General features: G+C 72.4%; 20 protein-coding genes. 11 read left to right on the forward strand and 9 right to left on the reverse strand.

From position 1 onward, the window contains the following. The coding region (gene rfaE2 / locus AB0D28_RS19420; RefSeq protein WP_357387532.1) for a D-glycero-beta-D-manno-heptose 1-phosphate adenylyltransferase at nt 1–1,959 on the reverse strand (1,959 nt) is incomplete at its 3' end. Nucleotides 1,960–2,079: 120 nt separating this feature from the next. Between rfaE2 and AB0D28_RS19425 the strand changes: the two genes are divergently transcribed. Both AB0D28_RS19425 and AB0D28_RS19430 read left to right on the forward strand, forming a co-directional pair. After that, complete coding sequence (locus AB0D28_RS19425; protein WP_357387534.1) at nt 2,080–2,637, forward strand: type 1 glutamine amidotransferase domain-containing protein; 558 nt, start codon at nt 2,080–2,082, stop codon at nt 2,635–2,637. 54 nt (nt 2,638–2,691) lie between these two features. After that, complete coding sequence (locus AB0D28_RS19430; RefSeq protein WP_357387536.1) at nt 2,692–4,359, forward strand: MDR family MFS transporter; 1,668 nt, start codon at nt 2,692–2,694, stop codon at nt 4,357–4,359. Between the two features lie 7 nt (nt 4,360–4,366). Here AB0D28_RS19430 and AB0D28_RS19435 read toward each other — a convergent pair whose 3' ends face one another. Next, complete coding sequence (locus tag AB0D28_RS19435) at nt 4,367–4,858, reverse strand: NUDIX domain-containing protein (RefSeq protein WP_357387538.1); 492 nt, start codon at nt 4,856–4,858, stop codon at nt 4,367–4,369. 99 nt (nt 4,859–4,957) lie between these two features. Here AB0D28_RS19435 and AB0D28_RS19440 point away from each other — a divergent pair, with 99 nt between their 5' ends. Then, entirely contained in the window at nt 4,958–6,592 is a 1,635-nt protein-coding gene (locus AB0D28_RS19440) for a fatty acid--CoA ligase (RefSeq protein ID WP_357387654.1), read from the forward strand. A 179-nt stretch (nt 6,593–6,771) separates the two neighbouring features. Here AB0D28_RS19440 and AB0D28_RS19445 read toward each other — a convergent pair whose 3' ends face one another. From AB0D28_RS19445 to AB0D28_RS19460, 4 genes are all read right to left on the reverse strand, one after another. Further along, the gene (locus AB0D28_RS19445) at nt 6,772–7,785 is read right to left on the reverse strand and encodes an NADPH:quinone reductase (protein ID WP_357387540.1); all 1,014 of its coding nucleotides are present in this window, start codon (nt 7,783–7,785) and stop codon (nt 6,772–6,774) included. A gap of 91 nt (nt 7,786–7,876) precedes the next feature. Beyond that, entirely contained in the window at nt 7,877–9,013 is a 1,137-nt protein-coding gene (locus tag AB0D28_RS19450) for a glutathione-independent formaldehyde dehydrogenase (protein ID WP_030274411.1), read from the reverse strand. A 41-nt stretch (nt 9,014–9,054) separates the two neighbouring features. Beyond that, nucleotides 9,055–9,717: an HAD family phosphatase gene (locus AB0D28_RS19455; RefSeq protein WP_357387656.1), complete on the reverse strand. Its 663-nt coding sequence runs from the start codon at nt 9,715–9,717 to the stop codon at nt 9,055–9,057. Nucleotides 9,718–9,740: 23 nt separating this feature from the next. Beyond that, nucleotides 9,741–10,589 (reverse strand): hypothetical protein, encoded by an 849-nt coding sequence (locus tag AB0D28_RS19460; RefSeq protein WP_357387658.1) that lies wholly within the window; start codon nt 10,587–10,589, stop codon nt 9,741–9,743. Between the two features lie 455 nt (nt 10,590–11,044). Here AB0D28_RS19460 and AB0D28_RS19465 point away from each other — a divergent pair, with 455 nt between their 5' ends. Continuing rightward, nucleotides 11,045–12,055 (forward strand): hypothetical protein, encoded by a 1,011-nt coding sequence (locus AB0D28_RS19465; RefSeq protein ID WP_357387542.1) that lies wholly within the window; start codon nt 11,045–11,047, stop codon nt 12,053–12,055. 63 nt (nt 12,056–12,118) lie between these two features. On the opposite strand, the gene AB0D28_RS19470 is transcribed toward AB0D28_RS19465, so the two are convergent. Next, the gene (locus AB0D28_RS19470) at nt 12,119–12,781 is read right to left on the reverse strand and encodes an FKBP-type peptidyl-prolyl cis-trans isomerase (protein ID WP_357387544.1); all 663 of its coding nucleotides are present in this window, start codon (nt 12,779–12,781) and stop codon (nt 12,119–12,121) included. Nucleotides 12,782–12,937: 156 nt separating this feature from the next. On the opposite strand from AB0D28_RS19470, the gene AB0D28_RS19475 reads away from it, so the two are divergent. Then, a complete protein-coding gene (locus AB0D28_RS19475; protein WP_357387546.1) occupies nt 12,938–13,330 on the forward strand; it encodes a PPOX class F420-dependent oxidoreductase in 393 nt (130 codons plus the stop codon). A gap of 48 nt (nt 13,331–13,378) precedes the next feature. On the opposite strand, the gene AB0D28_RS19480 is transcribed toward AB0D28_RS19475, so the two are convergent. Beyond that, nucleotides 13,379–14,371 carry a Ku protein gene (locus AB0D28_RS19480; protein ID WP_357387548.1) on the reverse strand — a complete coding sequence of 331 codons (993 nt, stop codon included), beginning with the start codon at nt 14,369–14,371 and terminating at the stop codon, nt 13,379–13,381. Between the two features lie 87 nt (nt 14,372–14,458). Between AB0D28_RS19480 and ligD (AB0D28_RS19485) the strand changes: the two genes are divergently transcribed. Continuing rightward, nucleotides 14,459–15,397 carry a non-homologous end-joining DNA ligase gene (ligD, locus tag AB0D28_RS19485; protein WP_357387550.1) on the forward strand — a complete coding sequence of 313 codons (939 nt, stop codon included), beginning with the start codon at nt 14,459–14,461 and terminating at the stop codon, nt 15,395–15,397. Continuing rightward, nucleotides 15,387–16,295 carry a non-homologous end-joining DNA ligase gene (ligD, locus tag AB0D28_RS19490; RefSeq protein ID WP_357387552.1) on the forward strand — a complete coding sequence of 303 codons (909 nt, stop codon included), beginning with the start codon at nt 15,387–15,389 and terminating at the stop codon, nt 16,293–16,295. The genes ligD (AB0D28_RS19485) and ligD (AB0D28_RS19490) overlap by 11 nt, the downstream gene beginning before the upstream one ends. Here ligD (AB0D28_RS19490) and AB0D28_RS19495 read toward each other — a convergent pair. After that, nucleotides 16,228–17,337 (reverse strand): hypothetical protein, encoded by a 1,110-nt coding sequence (locus tag AB0D28_RS19495; RefSeq protein ID WP_357387554.1) that lies wholly within the window; start codon nt 17,335–17,337, stop codon nt 16,228–16,230. The two genes, ligD (AB0D28_RS19490) and AB0D28_RS19495, sit on opposite strands and share 68 nt — an antisense overlap. Nucleotides 17,338–17,688: 351 nt before the next feature. On the opposite strand from AB0D28_RS19495, the gene AB0D28_RS19500 reads away from it, so the two are divergent. The 4 genes from AB0D28_RS19500 (at nt 17,689) to AB0D28_RS19515 (ending at nt 21,061) form a co-directional block, all read left to right on the forward strand. Beyond that, nucleotides 17,689–18,375, forward strand: coding sequence for a TIGR03089 family protein (locus AB0D28_RS19500; RefSeq protein ID WP_357387556.1), 687 nt, complete (start codon nt 17,689–17,691; stop codon nt 18,373–18,375). A 467-nt stretch (nt 18,376–18,842) separates the two neighbouring features. Further along, entirely contained in the window at nt 18,843–19,700 is an 858-nt protein-coding gene (locus AB0D28_RS19505; RefSeq protein WP_357387558.1) for a GNAT family N-acetyltransferase, read from the forward strand. Next, on the forward strand, nt 19,693–20,016 hold the full coding sequence (locus AB0D28_RS19510; RefSeq protein ID WP_357387559.1) for a hypothetical protein: 324 nt from the start codon (nt 19,693–19,695) through the stop codon (nt 20,014–20,016). Before AB0D28_RS19505 ends, AB0D28_RS19510 begins: the two co-directional genes overlap by 8 nt. A gap of 91 nt (nt 20,017–20,107) precedes the next feature. Then, complete coding sequence (locus tag AB0D28_RS19515; RefSeq protein WP_357387561.1) at nt 20,108–21,061, forward strand: zinc metalloprotease; 954 nt, start codon at nt 20,108–20,110, stop codon at nt 21,059–21,061. Nucleotides 21,062–21,092: the final 31 nt, after the last annotated feature.

Here is a 21,092-nt window from a genome sequence, read left to right on the forward strand (position 1 = left end):
GGGCATGGCCTCACGGCCCTCGCTCCGCTCGGTGCGTTCGCTCATGCTGTGCTCGCCGGGCATGGCCTCACGGCCCTCGCTCCGCTCGGTGCGTTCGCTCATGCTGTGCTCGCCGGGCATGGCCTCACGGCCCTCGCTCCGCTCGGTGCGTTCGTTCATGCTGTGCGACTGGGCGCGGATGCGGTCGATGATCGCCGAGGTGGAGCGGTCCGGCACGTACCCGAGCGTGCGCACCTGCCCGCCCAGCCGCCGTACCAGCGGCGCCTCCGGCACCATCTCCGGCGGGTAGTCGCCGCCCTTGACGTAGACGTCGGGCCGGACCGCCTCGATCAGCCGGGCCGGGGAGTCCTCCTCGAAGACCACCACGTGGTCGACGCAGGCCAGCGCCGCCAGCAGGGCGGTCCGGTCCTCGACCGGGTTGACCGGCCGGTCCGGGCCCTTGAGCCGCCGTACGCTGCCGTCCGAGTTGACCGCCACGATCAGCAGGTCGCCGAGCGCGCGGGCCTGCGTCAGGTAGCGGACGTGCCCGGGGTGCAGCACGTCGAAGCAGCCGTTTGTGAACACCACCGACCGCCCGGCCTGCCGGTGCTCGTCCACGAGCGCGGCCAGCTCGTCCGCGCCCACCAGAGCCGGGTGGCCGCCCTCGTCCGCGCCGGTGCCGAGCGCGGCCAGCAGGTCCTGCCGGCGGCACACGCAGGTGCCGGTGTCGGCCACCGTGATGGTGGCGGCGAGCTGGGCGAGCTGGGCGGCGGTGGGCAGGCCCGCGTCGGCGGCGAGCGCCAGCGTCATGGCCGCCAGGTACGCGTCCCCGGCGCCCACCGCGTGGCTGGCCGGGACCGGGGTGCTGTGGCTGCGCCGGGGGGTGCCCTCGGCGCCGCCGACCACCGCGCCCTCGGTGTCCAGGGTCACCGCCACCACGTCGGCGCCGGTGTGCGCGCGCAGTTCGGGCAGGCGGGACTCGGCCAGCACGGCCCGGTCCACGCCGGCGCCGGCCGCAGCGCTCACCGTCACGCCGGTGCCGGTGACGCTCAGCCCGTCTCCGGTCAGCGCCACCCGCTCCTCGCCGGGCACCGGCTCACCGGTCGGGCCGGCGGGCGCCTGCGCGGCGGGCGTGCCCGGGGCCGGGTGCGGGCCACCCGGCGCGCGGTCGCCGGATCCACCGGGCGCTGCGCCCACCATCAGCTCGGACGGGCCGTCGGCCTCCGCCGGGTGGTCCAGGTGCAGGTCACTTCCATGGGGTACGGCGTCCCGCTCGGCGTGCGCGAAACCGGCGGCGGCGCGGGCCAGCAGGCGGGTCGCCTCGGCGAAGCTCGGCGTCACCACAGTCGGGTTCAGTCCGCGCCAGTCGGCCAGGTCGTGCGCGTCGAGCGCCACTGTGCCGTACCGGTCGCGGTTGGCGACCAGCCAGGCGCGTACCGCCGAGGGCAGCGCGCCCAGGCCGTAGTCGCAGACCACGAGCGTGACCGGCTGCCCGGCGGCCACCGCGCGCAGCTCCTCGGTGGCGCAGTGAAGCGCGGTGAGCAGGCGGGCCACGGCGTCGGCGTCCAGCCCGTCCTCCGGGCTGCCGGAGTCCTCGCGGAGCAGGATCTGGTTGCCGGCGAGCATCCGCCGCTTGACCGGCGTGTGCCGGCCCGGCTGGCTCACCGTACGGTCCCAGACCGCCGCCCGGTCCAGGCAGTCGTGCAGTTCGTCACCGGCCACGTCGGCGCCGACCGGGGCGACGAGCGCGACCCGGCCGCCGAGCGCCGCCACGTTCACCGCCGTGTTGGCGGCACCGCCGGCCGCGGAGATCCGCCGCCGCAGGGTGAGGACCGGCGCGGGTGCTTCCCGGCAGAGCCGCTCCGACTCGGCGAACCGCCACTCGTCCAGCATGGCGTCCCCGACGACCAGCACGGGACGCTGCTGCCAGCTCGCCACAACGGTGGCGAGCCGGCGCTCTTCCGCTGCTGCTCCTGCCATGCCTCTGCGGATCCCCCCGGGCCGTCGGGCCAAACGCGACGCGGGCCACCCGATGCGTCCGGTTTCGCGGCATCGGGCGGGGGAACCGTCTCACACGTACCCCGGAGAGGAGAGAACAGCATGGCAGCGACACTTCAGGGCAAGCGCATCGCCTTCCTGGCCGCCGACGGCGTCGAGGAGGTCGAGTACACCAAGCCCCGGGAGGCGGTGGAGAACGCCGGCGCCCAGGTCGAGCTGGTCTCCATCGAGTCCGGCACGATCCAGGCCTTCAACCACCTCGACCACGGCAAGCAGTACCAGGTCGACGTCACCACCAAGGAGGCGGACGCCGGGGCGTACGACGCCCTGGTCCTGCCCGGTGGCGTCGCGAACCCCGACTTCCTGCGGACGGACCCGGAGGCGGTCCGGTTCGTCAAGGCGTTCTTCGACGCCGGCAAGCCGGTCGGCGTGATCTGCCACGGCCCGTGGACGCTCGTCGAGGCGGACGTGGTGCGGGGCCGCACCATCACCTCCTGGCCGAGCCTGCGCACCGACCTCACGAACGCCGGAGCGAACTGGGTCGACAAGGAGGTCGTCACCGACAACGGGCTGGTCAGCAGCCGCAAGCCGGACGACCTGCCGGCGTTCTGCGACAAGATCGTCGAGGAGTTCGCCGAAGGGCGACACGCCGCCCGCTGAAAACTCGTACGCCCACCGGGGGCATGATCCGCCCCCGGTGGGATAGGAAGCGGGATGACCGCCCAGGCCGCCCGTCCCGCGCTGCCCGCCCGTCAGATCCGCCTGCTGATGTTCGGTCTGATGACCGGCATGCTGCTGGCGGCGCTGGACCAGACCATCGTCGGTACCGCGCTGCCGACGATCGTCGGTGAGCTGGGCGGCATCAACCACTACTCGTGGGTGGTCACCGCGTACCTGCTGGCGTCGACCGCCTCGACGCCGCTGTACGGCAAGATGGCCGACCTGTACGGACGCCGGCCGGTCTTCCTGTTCTCGATCGGCATGTTCCTGCTCGGCTCGCTGTTGGCCGGGCTGTCGCAGGACATGACCCAGTTGATCGTCACGCGGGGCGTGCAGGGCCTCGGCGCTGGCGGACTGATGACGCTGGCGTTCACCATCATCTCGGACGTGGTGTCCCCCCGGGAGCGTGGCCGCTACCAGGGATTGTTCGGTGCGGTGTTCGGCGTGTCGTCGGTGGCCGGGCCGCTCGTCGGCGGCTACTTCGCGGAGAACAACTGGCGGTGGATCTTCTACATCAACGTGCCGCTGGCGATCCTCGCCATCGTGGTCTGCTGGCACGTGATGCGGCTGGTGCCGTTCGAGCGCCGGGAGCACACTGTCGACTGGATCGGCGCGGCGCTGCTGGTGGCCGGCGTGAGCTGCCTGCTGCTGGCGCTGAGCTGGGGCGGCGCCGAGTACGCCTGGGGCTCCGGCGTAATCGTCGCACTGTTCGCCGCGGGCGCGGTGCTCGGCGTGCTGTTCGTCGTCCAGGAGGCCCGGACCAGGGAGCCGATCCTGCCGCTGCGGCTGTTCCGCAGCGCCACGTTCGCGCTCGCCAACGGGGCGGGTTTCGTGCTCGGCCTGGTGATGTTCGGGTCGATCATCTTCATCCCGCTCTATCTCCAGATCGTCAAGGGCGCCTCGCCGACCCGCAGCGGTCTGCTGATGCTGCCGATGATGGCCGGCGTCATCGTCACCTCGGTGCTCACCGGCCGGGCGATGAGCCGGATCGGCAGGTACAAGTGGTTCCCGGTGGCCGGCGCGGCCGTACTCGTGGCCGGCATGCTGCTGTTCCAGCGGCTCCAAGTGGACACCTCGCTCTGGCTCGCGTTCGGCTACATGGTGGTGATCGGCGTCGGGCTGGGCCTGTGCATGCAGTCGCTGATCCTGGCCGTGCAGAACGCGGTGAGCGTCCGCGACCTGGGCGCGGGCACCTCGTCGGCGACGTTCTTCCGGTCGCTCGGCGGTTCGTTCGGCGTGGCCATCCTCGGCGCGGTGCTGTCGTCCCGGCTCACCGCCGAGATGTCCGCGCGGCTGCCGGGCGCGCTGGCGCAGCTCCCGCCGGAGCAGCGGGCTGCGGTGGCGGCCGGCGGGAACTTCTCGATCAACGATCCGGCCGCCATCCTCGCGCTTCCCGCTCCGGTACGCGCCGCCGTCCAGGCCGCGTTCGTGGAGTCGCTGCACCTGGTCTTCCTGACCACCGGGCTGATCGCGGTGGTCGCCGTGCTGGTCACGCTGGCCATGCCGAACCACCAGTTGCGCGGCACCGGCCCGCAGGGCGCCACCGGCGGCGCCGACCCGATCGGCGGCAAGGCGCCCGCGCCCGGCGGCAAGCCGCTGGCCAAGGAGTCGAAGGAGGAGGCCGCCGCCGAGATGGAGGCGAAGTCGCAGACGATGCTCTGAGTCGCGGCTACTTGAGGATCAGGCGGTTTGTCTGCTCGAACACGTCGAGGTCGGCGAGCGTCTCGGGCACGCTCGACGACAGCGGGTGCGGGAAGTCCGCCGGGCGGAAGAACCCGGCGTCGGTGGTCTCGTCGGTGAACCGGGTCAGCTCGCCGTCCCACTCGTCGACCCGGAACGCGGTGGTGAAGACCTGGTACGTGTGTCCGTACATGTTGGTGTGGGTGCGATCAGGGCCGGTGTAGAGCGCGAACGCGCTCACCCGCAGCGCCCGCAGCCCGGTCTCCTCGCGGACCTCCCGGACCGCGCAGTCGGCGATCGACTCGCCGAGTTCCATGGCACCGGCCGGCAACGCCCACTGGCCGTTGTCGGAGCGCTGGATCAGCAGCACCCGGGCGGCGTTGTCGCGCACCACGGCGCGGGCGCCGACGAACATCAGGGTGCGGTCACCGGCCAGGGCGCGGAGCTGCCCGACGTACGAGTCGGCCCACGAGATGCTCACCCGGACAATCTACGCACCGTTCGCTGCCGCCTCGGCGATTCCGGGGGTTACGCAGATGTGACCGCCGCCACTACTTTGTCACCCATGCGTAGCACGATGATGGATGCCCCTCTCCAGGTCGCCCGGATCCTCGAACACGGCTCCACCGTGCACGGCGCGGCGGAGGTGGTCACCTGGACCGGCGCCGAGCCCCGCCGGATGACGTACGCGGAGGTCGGCCGCGCCGCCGCCCGGCTGGCCCACGCGCTGCGCGACGAGTGCGGGGTGACCGGCGACGAGCGGGTCGGCACGTTCATGTGGAACAACAACGAGCACCTGGTGGCCTACTTCGCCGTGCCGAGCATGGGCGCGGTGCTGCACACCCTCAACATCCGGCTCTTTCCCGACCAGGTCGCCTACATCGCCAACCACGCGCAGGACCGGGTGGTGCTCGTCGACACCACGCTCATCCCGCTGCTCACCCGGGTGATCGGCGAGATGACGACAGTCGCGCACGTGGTGGTGGTCGGTGGCGGCGACCCGGCACCGCTGCTGGCCGCGGCCGGTGCCCGGATCACCGTGCACCACTGGGACGCGTTGCTGGCCGACCGCCCGGACCACTTCGACTGGCCGGAGGTGGACGAGCGCGACGCCGCCGCCCTCTGCTACACCTCGGGGACCACCGGCAACCCCAAGGGCGTCGCCTACTCGCACCGCTCGATCTACCTGCACTCGCTCCAGGTCTGCATGCCGGAGGGCTTCGGGCTCGGCCCGAACGATCGGGAGCTGGCGATCGTGCCGATGTTCCACGCGATGTCGTGGGGTCTGCCGTACGCGGCGTTCCTCTCCGGCGCGTCGCTGATCATGCCGGACCGGTTCCTCCAGGCCGAGCCGATCGCCACGATGATCGCCGCCGAGCGCCCGACGCTGGCCGGTGCGGTGCCGACCATCTGGACCGATCTGCTGGCCTACCTGGACGCGCACGAGGTGGATCTCTCCTCGCTGAAGGAGGTGATCGTCGGCGGATCGGCCTGCCCGCCCGCGCTGATGCACGCGTTCCACGACCGCTACGGCATCGACGTCATCCACGCCTGGGGCATGACCGAGATGTCGCCGCTGGGATCGGTCTCCCGGGCGCCGGCCGGCGCGACCGGCGAGGACGCCTGGCGCTACCGCTACACGCAGGGCCGCGTCCCGGCGGGCGTGACCGCGCGGATCGTCGGCCCGCTGGGCGAGCCGCTGCCCGCCGACGGGACGTCGGTGGGTGAACTGGAGGTACGCGGGCCGTGGGTGACCGCCCGGTACATCGGCGACGACGCCCCTGAGGAGGAGAAGTTCCGGGACGGCTGGCTGCGTACCGGTGACGTCGGCACGCTCTCGCCGGACGGCTACATCACGCTGACCGACCGCGCCAAGGACGTGATCAAGTCGGGTGGGGAGTGGATCTCCTCGGTCGAGCTGGAGAACGCCCTGATGGCCCACCCGGCGGTGCTGGAGGCGTGCGTGGTGGGCGTGCCGGACGAGCGCTGGGACGAGCGTCCGCTGGCCACGGTGGTGGTCCGCGAGGGCGCCTCGGTGACCGCCGAGGAGCTGCGTGACTTCCTGGCCGGCTCGGTGGCCCGCTGGCAGTTGCCGGAGCGCTGGGCGTTCATCGACGCGGTGCCGAAGACCAGCGTCGGCAAGTTCGACAAGAAGGTGGTGCGCTCCCGGTACGCCGACGGCGGGCTCGACGTGCGGGAACTGACCGCGTCGTAACGCTTCGGGGCGTACCGTCGCCTACACGGGTAGGACGCGTTCCCAACGGACATTCCTCCCAGAGGGCGGCCCCGGCGTTCGCACCGCGCCGGGGCCGCCCGTCCGTTACGGGGTGACCCGCACCGTCATTGTTGCGAAACTTGTTCGCGTCTGTCCGGCTGTCGGGGAAATCCGGTCGGCTACTCGTCGGCGGTGCTCACCAGCACCTTGCCCACCACGCTGTCCTGCACCGCCCGCTGCGCGGCAGCGGCCTCCGCCAGCGGATACCGGTGCAGCGGCAGGCCGGCCTCCGCGCCGACCCGGATCGCGCCCTGCGCCACCGCCGCCGCGATGTCGGTGACCGCCTGCGCCTTCGCCACCTTCGGCGCGGTGTAGATCAGCACGAACTGCCAGCGCGCGTTCGGGCCCATCAGCGGCCGGATCGGCAACGTGACCTCGTCGCCGCCGTCGTCGGCGTACACGCAGACCGCGCCGCCGGTGCGCAGCATCCGTACGTCGGCGGCGGCGTTGCGGGCGGCGGAGACCTCGACGATCGTGTGCACCCCGTCGGGCGCGACCTTGCGGACCTCCTCGACCACGTCCTGCTCGCGATAGTTGATCACGAAGTCGGCGCCGGCCGCCGCCGCGAGCTGCGCCTTCTCCGGGCTGCTCACAGTGCTGATCACACACGCGTCGGCCCAGCTCGCGAGCTGGATCGCCGCGTTGCCCACCGCGCCCGCGCCGCCCTGCACCAGCACCACGTGGTCGCTCAGCGCGCCGGCGTGCAGCCTGTCCGGCATGAACTCACCGGCGGTCAGGCAGCGGTGCGCGGTCATGAACGGGATGCCGAGCGCCGCGCCCAGGTCGAACGAGGCCGGACCGAGCGGCACCGCGTGCCGGACCGGTACCACCGTGTACTCGGCCGCGGTGCCCCACGGCCGCTGCCAGGCCGCCTCCCACACCCAGACCCGCTCACCGACGAGCGTCCGGTCCACGCCCTCGCCGACCGCCTCGACCACCCCGGCGCCGTCCTGGTGCGGGATCTGCCAGCCGGCCGGCAGCGGCCACGCCTCGCGGGCCTTCCAGTCGGTCGGGTTCACCCCCGACACGGCCATCCGCACCAGCACCTCGCCCGGACCGGGCTCCGGCACCGGCCGCTCGACCACCTGGAGCACCGAGGCGTCTCCGCTGCGCTCGTACACGATCGCCTTCATCGCAGTCCCTCCGCCGTCCTTCCGGGTGCGCTACCCGGCAGCCGCCCGAACATGCGGCCCCGGGCTCACCCGGCCACCGTACGACGGCTCGTCAGGCGGCCGGCTTGAGCACGACCTTCGAGTAGCCCGGCTCGCGGCGGTCGAAGCGCTGGTACGCCTCCGGCGCCGCGTCCAGCGGCAGTTCCTTGCTCACCACGAAGCTCGGTGTCGCCCGCCCCGCCGTGATCAGGTTCCGCAGGTACGCGTTGTAGGTCTTCACGTTCGCCTGCCCGGTGCCGATCCGCAGGCCCTTCTCGAACAGCTTGCCCACCTTGAACAGCAGCTCACCCCGGGCGGAGTGCTCGTCCGGGGCACCCGGGTCCGCCGAGAGGTAGAGCCCGACCACGCCGATCGCCCCGGTCGCGCGCACCACCTCCACGAGCGTGTTCAGCACCAGCGCCGGCTGCTCCTCGCCGCTGGGCGCGGACGCCTGGTAGCCCACCGCGTCCACGCCGTGATCGGTCCCCACCCCGTCGGTCCGGTCCCGGATCTGCTCGACCGGGTCGCCAGCGCTGAAGTCGATCGCTGTGGCGCCGATCGACTCGGCCAGCCGCAGCCGGTCCGGCACCCGGTCCACCACGAACACCTCGGACGCCCCGATCAGCACCGCCGAGTACGCGGCCATCAGCCCGACCGGCCCGCCGCCCATCACCGTCAGGTTCTCGCCCGGCCGCAGCCCGGTCATCGCCACCCCGTGGTAGCCGGTCGGGAAGATGTCGGCGAGCATCGCGTAGTCGTTCTCGTGCTCGGTTCCCGGCGGCAGCTTCAGGCAGTTGAAGTCGGCGAACGGCACCCGCAGGTACTCCGCCTGACCACCCCGGTACGGCCCCATCGACACGTAGCCGTACGCGCCGCCGGCGAAGCCCGGGTTCACCGTCAGGCAGAACCCCGTGCGCTGCTCCCGGCAGTTGCGGCAGAACCCGCACGCCACGTTGAACGGCATCGAGACCCGGTCACCCACGCGCAGGCTCGTCACGCCCGGCCCGGTCTCGACGATCACGCCCATGTTCTCGTGGCCGAACACGATGCCCGGCTCGGCGGCCGTCCGTCCCTCGTACATGTGCAGGTCCGAACCGCAGATGGCGGTCGTCGTGACCTGGACGACCACGTCGTTCGGATCCTCGATCCGCGGGTCGTCGACCTCGTTGACGGCCACCTCGTGCGGCCCCTCGTACACCACAGCCCTCATGTCACCGACCGTAGGCCGGGTGGTGGCGGCAGGTGGGTGGTTCAGTCGATCCCCGCCACCACCTCGGGCGTGAGCGCGCCGATCGAGGGGAGCAGCACGGCCGCGAGCGCCTCGGCGTCCGGATCGAGCGGGTACGACGCGTGCGGCACCGCCACCACCCGGCATCCGGCGGTCGCGGCCGAGCGGACCCCGTTCGACGAGTCCTCCACCGCCACGCACCGGGCCGGGTCGACGCCCAGCCGCTGCGCCACCGCCAGCCACACGTCCGGCGCGGGCTTGCCCCGGGCCGTCTCCTCGGTCGACAGCGTCGCGCCGAACGCGCCGGCCAGGCCCGTCGCGTCCAGCGCCGCCGCGATCAGCCGGGTCGGCGACGAGCTGGCCAGCCCCAGCGGCCACCGCGCGGCCATGCGGCGCACGACCGCGTCCGCGCCGTCGATCAGTGGTACGCGCTGCGCGTACCGCCGGGCCATCTCGGTCACCACCTCGGTGGCGACCTGCTCGGCCGACCTGTCGACGCCCAGCTCACCGCTCAGGTAGGCAGCCCACTCACCGGTGCTCATGCCCATCAGCCGGCGCTGGGTGTCCGGTTGCCAGGCGCCGCCGTGCTCGGCCACGTACGCCCGCCGGACCTCCTCCCAGACCGGCTCGGAGTCCACGATCACGCCGTCCAGGTCGAAGAGCACCGCGTCCACCACGAGGACCATCCTGCCCCAGCCGGCGGCCGGACTCACCGGGGCAGCGTCACTCCCGCCGAACGCTGCGCCGGAAGACCGATCGGGGCCTTGGGCGGGATGATCGTGCGGCAGCGCGTCGCGATCGGTTCCAGCAGCTCCCGCAACCGGGCGGTACGCTCCGCGCCCAGCGCCCGCCACGGGCCCGCCGCGGCCCGGTCGGTGGCCTCCTCGACCACGCGGAACGTCTCCGTGGCGTGCGGCGTGGGGCTCAGGTCGCCGGTCAGCCAGCCCTTGTCCACCAGGCCTCGCTCGGCGGCGGCCCACTGCTCGTCGGTCCAGCCCCGGGCCGGCTGGTGGAACTCGCGGGACTGGTCGACCCGGCACCGCCAGGCCACCACCTCCGCCGGCTCCAGCCCGGTTGTCACCAGCGCCGCTACGTGGCCGTCGCCGCGGTGCTCGCGCAGCGTGGCGGCGGCCTGCCAGAGCCGGGCCAGCGGGTACTCGCCCCGGGGCAGCGCGGCGTTCACCGCGCCGAGCACCCGGCCGGCGACCTCCACCCGGCTGGCCGCCTCCTCCAGCAGGTCGGCCGCCTCGACCAGGTGCGACTCGGGCAGCTCGTAGGTGAACTCGGCGAGCGCCTGCACACCCCCGGTGAGCCGGGCCCGCAGCGCCTCCTCCGGCGTGGCCAGGCGCCACACCGAGGGCAGCGCACGGGCCACCATCGCCGGCGCGAAGCTGAAGAAGGCGGCGGTGACCGCCGGCGCGTCGACCGGCCCGAGCGGCGCGGCCCGGCCGGCGAAGTAGCCGCGCCAGTAGCCCCGCAGCCCGACCGCCTCGAACGCGGCCCGGGCGCGCGGGTGGAAGTAGGTCACCGCGTGGACCGGCTCGTAGAGCGTCCACATCTGCCGGGTCACCCCGGTCTCGTCCAGCGCCGCCACGTGCACCTCCGCGTCGGTGGGCAGATCACCGCGAGCGGCCGGACCGCCCGCGGTGAGCATGAACTTACTGCCCGTGGTGACCGGGCGGAAGCGGAGGGGCAGCGGGGAACGACGATCAACGATAGATTCATCTCACTCTATGCATCCGAAGGGATGCGCCGAGTTACTTCAGTGTGCCGGCATGCCGGCGAGGACCGAAAGGACCAGGGATGGGCAGACTCAGTCGGGTGACGAGAAGGGCAGTTCTCTCGGGGGCTGCGGTGGTGGTGGCGGCCGGGCTCATGCCCGCACAATCGGCGGGTGCGGCACCTCCGCCATTCCAATATGCGATCAAGGGCGGTACGCCCGAATGGCGCAGCCTCACGACGCACAAGGCGATGGTGGAAGCCGTCCAGATTCCTCGTGCGACAGTCGCGGCCATGAGCACGGAACAACTCGCCACGGCGGTGCTGGATTACCCCCTGCTGCCCGACGCGCTGGCATTCAACAACGTCCAGCAGGGCCTGGAGACGGTGGCTTCCCGGTTCACCGGGCTCCGCGAGCTGCTGGCCCGCCCCGACGCGGGCGCGGTGCTGCTGAACCGCTACCGGAAGCTGGATGCCGCCATCCCGTCGACGGCCACCGAACTGCAGGCGGGTGATCGGACGCTCGAAGCCTGGAAGCTGGAGAGTCTGCTCGCGCAACCGCAGGTGCTCGACGCCATGTCGGCGGGCCAACTCGAATCGCTCCTGCGCCTCGGGCTGGAGAAGTTCACCGTGAAACAGAGCCACGCGAAGGTGTACGGCGAGGCGGGGCTGGAGCCCACCGCGGTCCTGCTCGGCCGGGCGCTCGGGGTGCGGGAAGGCTGGAACTGGAAGCAGTCACAGCTGCTGCGCGAAGCCGTCCAGCTGGTGCCGGACGCCACGGCCACCACCGTGGACGCGGTTCGCCGGCACCTGGCCGAGCCGCTCGCCCGCCACGAGGTGACCGACGGGTTCAGCACGCAGGACTACTCGAGCACAGTCTCCACGCCGAGGGGTACGTCGGTTTCTGTCATCGTCATGACCTCCGAACTGACCAGCGCGCAGATCACGTCCTACAACAACTACGTCGCCACCAACTACCCGTCGGCGACGCGTGAGCGGAGCGCGTCGCGCAAGTACAACTGCCACTCCTACGCCTGGTACTCCACCGCCACGTCGAACGACCGCTGGATGAACAGCCCCGGCGACGACAAGTACTGGCAGGACGGCAGCTACACGCTCTGGCACACGCCTCTGGTGTGGTACTCCGGCATGAGGATCTCCTACTCCAGCGACGACCACTCGGGAATCTGGGTGGGCACCGGGAACTACGTCCGCTCGAAGTGGGGCCAGATGGGCCAGATCTACCACCTCTGGAACTACACGCCGTACAACGAGGCGACCACCAACTCCTACTTCCGGAGCTGATCGGCGCGGAGACGGCCGTCTCGCGGGATGCCGGGCCTACCAGCATCCCGCGAGACCCGCGGCCTACTTCGCCGCCAGCACGTCCACGACGAAGCGCAGCGCTCCCGCCGGGTAACCCTGGGGCGGGTTGGTGCCGTATCCCAGCTCGGCCGGCAGGTCCACCTGCACCCGGCTGCCCACCGGCACCCCGACCAGACCCTGGTCCCAGCCCTTGATGACCTGGCCCACGCCGATCGGGAAGGTGGCCGGCTGGCCGTTGTTCCAGGAGGCGTCGAACTCCTTGCCGTCCTTGTAGGTGACGCCCACGTAGTTGGTGGTGATCTCCTGGCCCTTCTTCACCGCGGGGCCCGTGCCCTTGACCAGGGTGGTGACGGTCAGCTTTGTCAGCTCACCCGTGCCGGCCTTGACTGTCGGCTTGGTCTTCAGCGCCGGGTCGATGCCGGCGGGCAGCTCCGGAGCGGGCATCGCGGTCGGCTCGGCCGGGGCGCTGGGGCTCGCCGAGGAACCGGCGGTGGACGCCTTGTCGTCGTCCCCGCTGTTCAGCCAGACCAGGCCACCGACCAGGGCCACCACGGCGAGCACGCCGACCGCCGCGCCCAGCATCGACTGCCGGCGGCGACGCGCCTCGGCGGCCTTCTTCTCGGCCAGCTGGGCGGCCAGCCGCCGCCCTGCCTTGGTGGCCGGGGCGGCCTGGCCCTCCGACCGGTTCTCCACACGCTCGCTCACGTCGACTCCCTGCAGGTGGGTGGGTGCGCCCCCGGCGGGCCGCCGCCGAGGCCAGCGCACACGGTACCCGCCCGGAGCCCCAGCGTGCCCATACGCCCGCCACGATCCGGACACGAAGCCCGATACGGGGGCGCCGCGCCGGGGTACGGTCCGGCCATGGCGATCCTCACTGAAGAAGACCTGGCACTGCTCGGCGAACCGCAGCTCGCGCACGTGGCGACGGTCGAGTCCGACGGCACCCCGCACGTCACCCCGGTCTGGGTGGACACCGACGGCGAGCACATCGTGTTCAACACGGCCAAGGGCCGGCAGAAGTACCTCAACATGGCCCGCAACCCGGTGGTCGCGGTGTCGGTGGTCGACAAGGCCGACGACTTCCGCACCCTCTGGGTGAAGGGCACCGCGGAGTTCGTCACCGAAGGCGCCGACGAGCACATCGACCGGATGGCGAAGAAGTACCTCGGGCAGGACACCTGCCCGTGGCGGCGCCCCGGCGAGGAGCGCGTCATCGTCCGCGTCACGCCGACCGAGAAGCTCGGCCGCGGCTGAGCGGCGCGGGCCCCGCGTCCACCGGGGGCGGGGCCCTCGCCGTACGCGTCAGGCGCTCTTCTTCTTCGCCGGGGTCTTCTTGGCTGCCGTCTTCTTGGCCGGTTCGGCCTTCTTGGCGGCCGTCTTCTTCGCGGGCGTCTTCTTGGCCGCGGTCTTCTTCGCCGGTTCGGCCTTCTTCGCCGGCGCCTTCTTCGCGGCCTTCTTCGCCGAGCGGGCGGACGAGATCGGCGTCGGCTCGGCCCCGCCACCGGACGGCGCCTCGCCCCGGGCCGCCCGGGCCCGCTCCACCGACGCCTTCAGCGCGGCCATCAGGTCCACCGCGGCGGCCGGCGCCGCCTCTTCCTCCTCCGGCTGCACCACCTCGCGGCCCTCGACCTTCGCGTCGATGACCTCCTGCAACGCGGCCCGGTAGTCGTCGGTGAACGCGTCCGGCTCGAACTCGCCGGCCATCGAGTCGATGAGCGAACTGGCCATCGCCAGCTCCGGCGGGCGTACCTTCAGGTCCTCGTCCAGGAAACCGAAGTCCGGCCGGCGGATCTCGTCCGGCCACAGCATGGTGTTGAGCAGCAGCACGCCCTCGCGGACCCGCAGCGTGGCCAGCTGCTCGCGCTGGCGCAACGCCACCTTGACGATCGCCACCCGCTCCGAGTCGGACAGCGCGTCGCGCAGCAGCACGTACGGCTTCGTCGCCGAGCCCTCCGGCTCCAGGAAGTACGCCTTGTTGTAGAGGATCGGATCGACCTGCTCGGCCGGTACGAACTCCAGCACGTCGATCGCGTGCGAGGTGCTCAACGGCAGGTCGGCGAAGTCGGAGTCGGTGAGGATGACCATCTCACCGCCGCCGATGTCGTACCCCTTGGCGATGTCGTCGTAGGTCACCTCCTCGCCGCAGACCGAGCAGGTGCGCTTGTAGCGGATCCGGCCGCCGTCCTCACGGTGCACCTGGTGGAAACGGATGTCCTTCTCCTCGGTGGCCGAGTAGACCTTCACCCCGATCGACACCAGGCCGAACGAGACCGCTCCTTTCCAGATCGCCCGCATTCCCGCGCTCCTCTCCCCGGTTGACCACCAGAATCGCAAACGATCGAACGAGACGCACGCGCTTCCGTGCGCAACTACAGTCGAGAGGTGCCCGGCGCGCCGTTGAAGCCGATGCTCGCGACGACCGGGCAGCTCCCGGCCGGCGCCGCTTGGTCGTACGAGTTCAAGTGGGACGGCGTACGCGCGCTCGCCGACATCTCCCGCGGCGACAGGCACTTCTACGCCCGCTCCGGCGTCGAGATCACCACCGCGTACCCGGAACTGCTCAACCTGGCCGAGCAGGTGGACGACGCGCTGCTCGACGGCGAGGTGGTCCTCTTCACCGACGGGCAGCCCTCGTTCACCGCGCTCGCCGAGCGGATGCACGTACGCAACCCGGTGAAGGCGGCGCGGCTGGCGGCGACCGTGCCGGTCACGTACATGATCTTCGACCTGCTGCGGCTCGACGGCGTCGACCTGACCGCCCGGCCGTGGCGGGAGCGGCGGGCGGCGCTGGAGTCGCTCGGGCTCGGCGCCGCCCGGTGGGCGGTGCCGCCGGTCTTCACCGACGGCCCGGCCACCTACGCGGCGGCCGGCGAGCACGGGCTGGAGGGGGTGATGGCCAAGCGGGTCGACTCGCTCTACCGGCCCGGCGTGCGCTCGCCGGACTGGGTGAAGGTCAAGCTGGAGGTGACCGCCGACTTCGTGGTCGGCGGCTGGCGGCCCGGCGCCCGGCGCGTCGGCGGGCTGCTGGTCGGCGTGCCCGGCCCGGACGGGCGGCTGATCTACCGGGGACGCGTCGGCGGCGGGATCGGCGCGGCCATCGAACGGGAACTGCTGCGCGAACTGGAACCGCTGCGCGCCACCGCGTCGCCGTTCGCGGCCGGCGTGCCGCGCGAGGATGCCCGGGGCGCGATCTGGGTAACTCCCCGGATCGTGGTGGAGGTCAAGTACGGCCAGCGCACGCCGGACGGCCGGCTGCGCTTCCCGCGTATCCTGCGCCTGCGCCCCGACAAGCCGCCCGAGGAGGTCGACGATGCCGGCTGACCGGCTCAAGGTCGAGGTCGAGGGGCGCTCACTGGAGTTGTCCAACCTGGACAAGGTGCTGTTCCCGAAGGCCGGCTTCACCAAGGGCGAGGTGATCGACTACTACACCCGGATCGCCCCGGTGCTGCTGCCGCACCTGCGCGACCGCGCGCTGACCCGGATCCGTTTCCCCAACGGCGTCGACGGCGGCTCGTTCTTCGAGAAGAACGCCCCCGCCGCGACCCCCGCCTGGGTACGCACCGAGAACCTGCCCGCGCCCGGCTCGACGAAGGGGCGGGAGACCATCGACTACGTGGTCTGCGACGAGCTGCCCACGCTGGTGTGGCTGGCCAACCTGGCCGCGCTGGAGCTGCACACTCCGCAGTGGAAGATCGGCGCGCACCCGGACATGATGGTCGTCGACCTGGACCCGGGCGCCCCGGCCGCGCTCAAGCAGTGCTGCCGGGTGGCGCTGCTGATGCGCGACCGGCTGGCCGACGACGGGATTTCCTCGTTCCCGAAGACGTCGGGGAAGAAGGGCATGCAGCTCTGCTGCCCGATCGCCGGCACGCAGGACGCCGAACTCGTCTCCGACTACGCCAAGCGGATCGCGCAGGAGCTGGAGCAGGCACACCCGAAGCTGATCGTCTCGAAGATGGCGAAGAACCTGCGCCCCGGCAAGGTCTTCATCGACTGGAGTCAGAACAACGCGGCGAAGACGACAGTGGCGCCGTACTCGTTGCGGGCCCAGTCGGTGCCCTCGGTGTCCACGCCGCTGACCTGGGACGAGGTGGAGGCCGGGGCGGCGGGGAAGCGGCCGTCGACGCGGCCGTACACAGCTGGCGAGGTGCTCAAGCGGGTGGAGAAGCAGGGCGACCTGCTGGCCCCGCTGCTCGACGGCGGACCCGAGCTGCCGTGATCCGCCACCACGCGCCGCCCACCAGCAGCAGCACGATCACGCTGATCGCCACGTCACCCACCAGCGCCGCCGCCGGGGTCGCCGGGGCATAGGTCGGCACGGTGTACGCGAGCGCCGCCGCGACGACCAGGCCGGCCGAGCCGGTGGCGAGTACGTGCCGCTGTCCCCAGCCGGGCCGGCGGGACCAGCGCGTCAGCAGGACGGCGGCGATCCCGGCGAGTGCGAGGGCGAGCACGACTCCCGGCCAGCCGGGGGCGATCGTCGATCCCACGTACGCCACCGCCACGACAAGCGCGGGCCGGAGCGGCCGGGGCGGGCCGGCTTCGGTGTGCGGTCGGCCGGCGGGCGGTAGTCCGGCGAGCGTCGGCCGGGTGGACGTCGGCCCGGGCGTCGGTGCGGTGGGCGGTGGCCCGGCGTGCCGGTGGCGGAGCAGGGCGACGGCGACCAGGGCCAGCGCCACGCCGGTGGCGAACGCCAACTGGACCGGCGAGGCCAGGAAGTTCTTGCGGCCACCGTCGTCGGCGAACACCAGCAGGCTGCCGCCGAGCCAGAGCAGCGCCGCCACGGCCAGCCCCGGCCGGCCCAGCCAGGGCCGTGCCCGGCGGCCCGCACCGAGGTACGACTCGACGAGCGCGATCGGCGCGCAGATGGTCAGCACCACGTGGTTGCCCACGTAGTCGACTGCCTGCCTCGCGCTGAACCCGAGGCCGGGCACCAGCGTGGCCTCCGCGGCGGCCCGGGTGCCGGCGAACTGGGTGTCGTCGAGAAACCCGGGATTGAACAGGGACTGGTCGACAAGGCCGGCCTGGACCACCCCGAACGCGGCGGCGAGCAGCGCGATCCCCGGCCAGCCGAGCCCGAGCCGCCGGGCCGTCTCGCGGATCAGCAGCGCGGCCCCGCCGTACATCGGGGCGAGCACCAGCACGACGAACGGCATGCCGATGAGGGTGAAGCCGCCCCAGGAGCACTCGGCCGTCCACGGGGCGATCAGCAGCAGCGCGATCACCGGCACCAGCCGCAGACACGGGGGTTCGGTCGTCATGACCGCAACCGTCGCGCAGCCACCCGGCCCTCGGATACGGCCGTCGGACGACCGAGCCGGCGACCAAAGTCGATGGCCGGTGCTCTGCTGCGGCGTCCGGTGTGTCCCGAGTGCCCTGCCCGGCCTGGTCGCCCGCGTGTGCGCCGGCTCGGCTCGCCTGGCCGTCCGGGTGCGCCACCGCGTCCGGCTCGGGCGGTCGTGACGGCTGGCCGCCGGGGTGCGTGACGGCTGGGCGCGGTGGCTTGTCCTCGCCGGTCGGGCGGGTGCGCGACTACCGTCCGGCGGTTCGGCCTCCTGATCGACAGGCTTGCCCGGCTAGGGTGAGCTGACCGTCAGACAGGAGCGCATCAGATGGCCACCCACGCACCCGCCGTCGCGGCCGACGCGCCGCTGCTGACCTACCTCGACGACGCCACCGGCGAGCGCACCGAGCTGACCGGGCCGCAGCTGGGCCAGTGGGCGGCCCGCAGTGCCGGGCTGCTGCGCGACGGGTGCGGGCTGCGCCCCGGTGACCGGGTGGCGGTGCTGCTGCCGCCGCACTGGCGTACCGCGGCGGTGCTGATCGGCGCCTGGTCGGTCGGTCTGACGGTCTCGTTCCGTCCTCGCGCGCTGGCCGGCCTGCCGGTGCTCGAACCCGGCGCGGACCGGCCGTACGACGCGGTGTTCGTGACGCCGGAACGCCTCGACGACTGGCTGGAGGACGTGCCCGAGGGGACGCACCGCTACCTGATGGGCACCGGGCCGGGCCCGCTCGCCGAGGTGCCGCCGGGCTGGCTGGACTGGTCGGCCGAGGTGCTGCGGCACCCCACCGACCCGCCGGACTACACGGCGGTGGACCCGGCCGGCCCGGCGACGCCGGACGGCACCAGCTTCGGCGCGTGGCGTCGCCTGGCCGCCGAGATCGCCACCCAGCTCGACCTGCGTCCGGGCGACCGCCTCCGGGTGGACCCGACCGAGGACGAGCAGCCCGTGAGGTGGCTGCTGGCCCCCTTGTCCGCCGGCGCCACGATCCAGATCCACGCCAACCCCACTCCCTGACCCGCCCGCCCGCCCCTCCCTCCTGCCTTCGCCGTCGATCTTGCACTTCCTGCCCCTCGGGTGCCGGTTTTGCGGGCTTTCGCCGGGGCGGCAACTGCATGATCGACGCAGTAGGGAGTGAACTGCCGCGTCTCCAGGACCCCGGCCGAGGTAGATCTTGGTACGAGGGCGTCCTCATGGGGGCCCCTATGGGGGCGGGGCCGTACCAAGATCTCGGCGGATCCCGGGCCGGCGGCGGGCGGCCGTTGACGAATCGCGGCGATCTTGGAGTTGTGGCACCTTGCAAAAGCCGCGAAGTCGACATTGGAGGCGCCATAACTCCAAGATCGGCGGGGCGGGTGGGGCGGGGCGGGTGGGGCGGGCCGGGTGAGGGCGGGTGGGGAATCTGGTTGACCGTGGGGGAGGGGGTGGGGCCTACTGCCTCGGTGGAGCGTGGCGGCCGGGTGGGGCGGGCGACGGGAGTGGGCGTGGACGGGACGGGTGCGCTGGTCTGGCGGGAGTTCGGCGAGGACGACCTACCAGCACTGACCGGCCTGGCGCGGGCGTGCCTCGTCGCTGACGGCGGGTTGCCGCTGTTCGGGCGTACCCCGTTGGTGCGGGCGCGGCTGCTGCAGACGCGTACCCACGGCGCCTGGTCCGGCGGCGACCTGGTCGCGGCCGTCGGGGTCGGCACCGGGCGGACGCCCGCCACCGCCACCGGACTCGTGCACCCGGCGTGGCGCGGGCGCGGGCTGGGCGGCGCGTTGCTCGACTGGGCCGAGAAGCACGCCGGCGACGCGGGCCTGCTGGTCACCACGGAGACGTGGAACGTCGGCGCGGAGGAGTTGCTCACCAGACGCGGCTACACGCGGACGTTCCTGGAGTGGGTGCTGCGGCACGACCTCGACGCGCTGCCCGAGGTCGCCGCGCCGGACGGGGTGACTGTGGAGCCGGCGACGCTGGGGCGGGAGTTGTTCGCCACCTACCGCGCCTCGTTCGCCGACCGGCCCGGCTTCGTGGAGCCGGAGGCCGACGAGTGGCTGGACGACCTGCGCGACGACGAGGACTTCCGGCCGGAACTGACGCTGCTCGCGCGTGGTCCGGACGGCGCGGCGGCCGGCTTCGTCACAGTGCTCGACGACTGGATCGACCAGGTCGGTGTGGTGCCCGGGTGGCGCGGTCGTCGGGTCGGCGCCTACCTCGTGGCTCGTGTGCTGCGCGGCCTCGCCGACGGGGGCGCGGACGCCGCGTGGCTCTGCGTCAACGACGACAATCCGGCTGCCGGGCTGTACCGGCGGCTCGGCTTCGGACATTTTGGCCGCCGCGCCCGCTACCGGCATGACTGACCCGACCCGGACGGCGATCATGCGGGGCCTCGCCGACCTGTGGGCGAACGGCTGCCCGGTGCCCGCGCCGGAGCTCCGCGAACGGCTCGCCGACGTCGGCCTGCGCCGCTGGCGCAGCGTCGCGCGCCGGCACCGGGGGCGGCGGCTCGGCCCGGACGACCGGTTCAGGGATCTGGTACGCGGGCTGGTCGCCGCGTTCGAGCCGGACCGTGCGCTGGTCGGGCCGCTGGTACGCGACTACGAGTGCGTCGCGCGGGTGATCACCGACGCCGTGACGTCGACGGACCCGCCGGGGACTGTTGCCGATGCCCATTGACGTGGTCTTATGGCGGGACGACGACGTCATCGATCCGCAGCTTTGACAACCCCGCGTCGTACTCCTTTCATGCCTCTCGAAAGGTGCAACGATGCACAGGAAACCGACAATCCACCTGGCGGTGCTCGTCGCTGCCGCCGCCACCTTCCTGACCGCCGGGGGAGCCTCCGCCACGCCCGCACCCGTGGCCGCCTCCCCGGTGGTCGCCGAGTGCGAGCCGGGTGCCGGCAACCACAGCGCCGCCCGGGTGCGCGAGGGCGCCACCGCCAAGGAGCCCGCGCTCTACTCGACGAACGAGGCCAAGGCGTACGGCGTCATCAAGGACGCGCCGCGCCTGGCCAACGGCAGCGTCACCGTGCCGACGATCTTCCACATGATCTCGGACCACGAGCTGAGCGCGGCCGAGAAGGCCCGCTGGAACACGCTCATCTCGGCGCAGATGACGGTGCTCAACGACTCGTTCGCGGGTCGTACGGCGGCGGACGCGTCGGACACGCCGTTCCGCTTCTCGCTCGTGGACACCACCTGGACCGTCAACAGTGCCTGGTACACAGTGGTGCCGGGCAAGAACGAGCGGGACATGAAGAAGGCGCTCTACACCGGCGACTCCCGCACGCTGAACGTCTACGCGGCGAACATCGGTGACGGGCTGCTCGGCTGGGCGTACTTCCCGAAGGGCTACAACAACGGCCGTGACTACATCGACGGCGTGGTGATGCTGGACGAGTCGATGCCGGGCGGCACGGCCGGCAAGTACGCGCTCGGCGACACGCTGACGCACGAGGTCGGGCACTGGCTGATGCTGGAGCACACGTTCGCGCACGGCTGCTCCGCGTCCGGCGACTTCGTGGCCGACACGCCGCGTGAGGCGGCGCCGCAGTTCAACTGCCCGATCGGGGCGGACACCTGCACCGCGCCGGGGCTGGACCCGATCCACAACTTCATGGACTACACGCAGGACTCCTGCATGAACATGTTCACCCCGGGCCAGGCCGACCGGATGAGCGACGCCTGGGTGGCGTTCCGGGCCAGCGGCAAGGGCTGACCGCGAGACCGGGCGGGCCGCAGCACGGCGG

The organism is Micromonospora sp. NPDC048169 (genome assembly GCF_040652815.1).
Taxonomy (GTDB): Bacteria; Actinomycetota; Actinomycetes; order Mycobacteriales; family Micromonosporaceae; genus Micromonospora.

Excerpts from the sequence above, each read along its gene's own strand:
- AB0D28_RS19425 (WP_357387534.1), top strand. The coding sequence starts at position 2,080 with ATGGCAGCGACACTTCAGGGCAAGCGCATCGCCTTCCTGGCCGCCGAC.
- AB0D28_RS19430 (WP_357387536.1), top strand. The coding sequence starts at position 2,692 with ATGACCGCCCAGGCCGCCCGTCCCGCGCTGCCCGCCCGTCAGATCCGC.
- AB0D28_RS19440 (WP_357387654.1), top strand. The coding sequence starts at position 4,958 with ATGGATGCCCCTCTCCAGGTCGCCCGGATCCTCGAACACGGCTCCACC.
- AB0D28_RS19445 (WP_357387540.1), bottom strand. The coding sequence starts at position 7,785 with ATGAAGGCGATCGTGTACGAGCGCAGCGGAGACGCCTCGGTGCTCCAG.
- AB0D28_RS19450 (WP_030274411.1), bottom strand. The coding sequence starts at position 9,013 with ATGAGGGCTGTGGTGTACGAGGGGCCGCACGAGGTGGCCGTCAACGAG.
- AB0D28_RS19455 (WP_357387656.1), bottom strand. The coding sequence starts at position 9,717 with ATGGTCCTCGTGGTGGACGCGGTGCTCTTCGACCTGGACGGCGTGATC.
- AB0D28_RS19460 (WP_357387658.1), bottom strand. The coding sequence starts at position 10,589 with ATGTGGACGCTCTACGAGCCGGTCCACGCGGTGACCTACTTCCACCCG.
- AB0D28_RS19465 (WP_357387542.1), top strand. The coding sequence starts at position 11,045 with ATGAGCACGGAACAACTCGCCACGGCGGTGCTGGATTACCCCCTGCTG.
- AB0D28_RS19475 (WP_357387546.1), top strand. The coding sequence starts at position 12,938 with ATGGCGATCCTCACTGAAGAAGACCTGGCACTGCTCGGCGAACCGCAG.
- AB0D28_RS19480 (WP_357387548.1), bottom strand. The coding sequence starts at position 14,371 with ATGCGGGCGATCTGGAAAGGAGCGGTCTCGTTCGGCCTGGTGTCGATC.
- ligD (WP_357387552.1), top strand. The coding sequence starts at position 15,387 with ATGCCGGCTGACCGGCTCAAGGTCGAGGTCGAGGGGCGCTCACTGGAG.
- AB0D28_RS19495 (WP_357387554.1), bottom strand. The coding sequence starts at position 17,337 with ATGACGACCGAACCCCCGTGTCTGCGGCTGGTGCCGGTGATCGCGCTG.
- AB0D28_RS19500 (WP_357387556.1), top strand. The coding sequence starts at position 17,689 with ATGGCCACCCACGCACCCGCCGTCGCGGCCGACGCGCCGCTGCTGACC.
- AB0D28_RS19510 (WP_357387559.1), top strand. The coding sequence starts at position 19,693 with ATGACTGACCCGACCCGGACGGCGATCATGCGGGGCCTCGCCGACCTG.
- AB0D28_RS19515 (WP_357387561.1), top strand. The coding sequence starts at position 20,108 with ATGCACAGGAAACCGACAATCCACCTGGCGGTGCTCGTCGCTGCCGCC.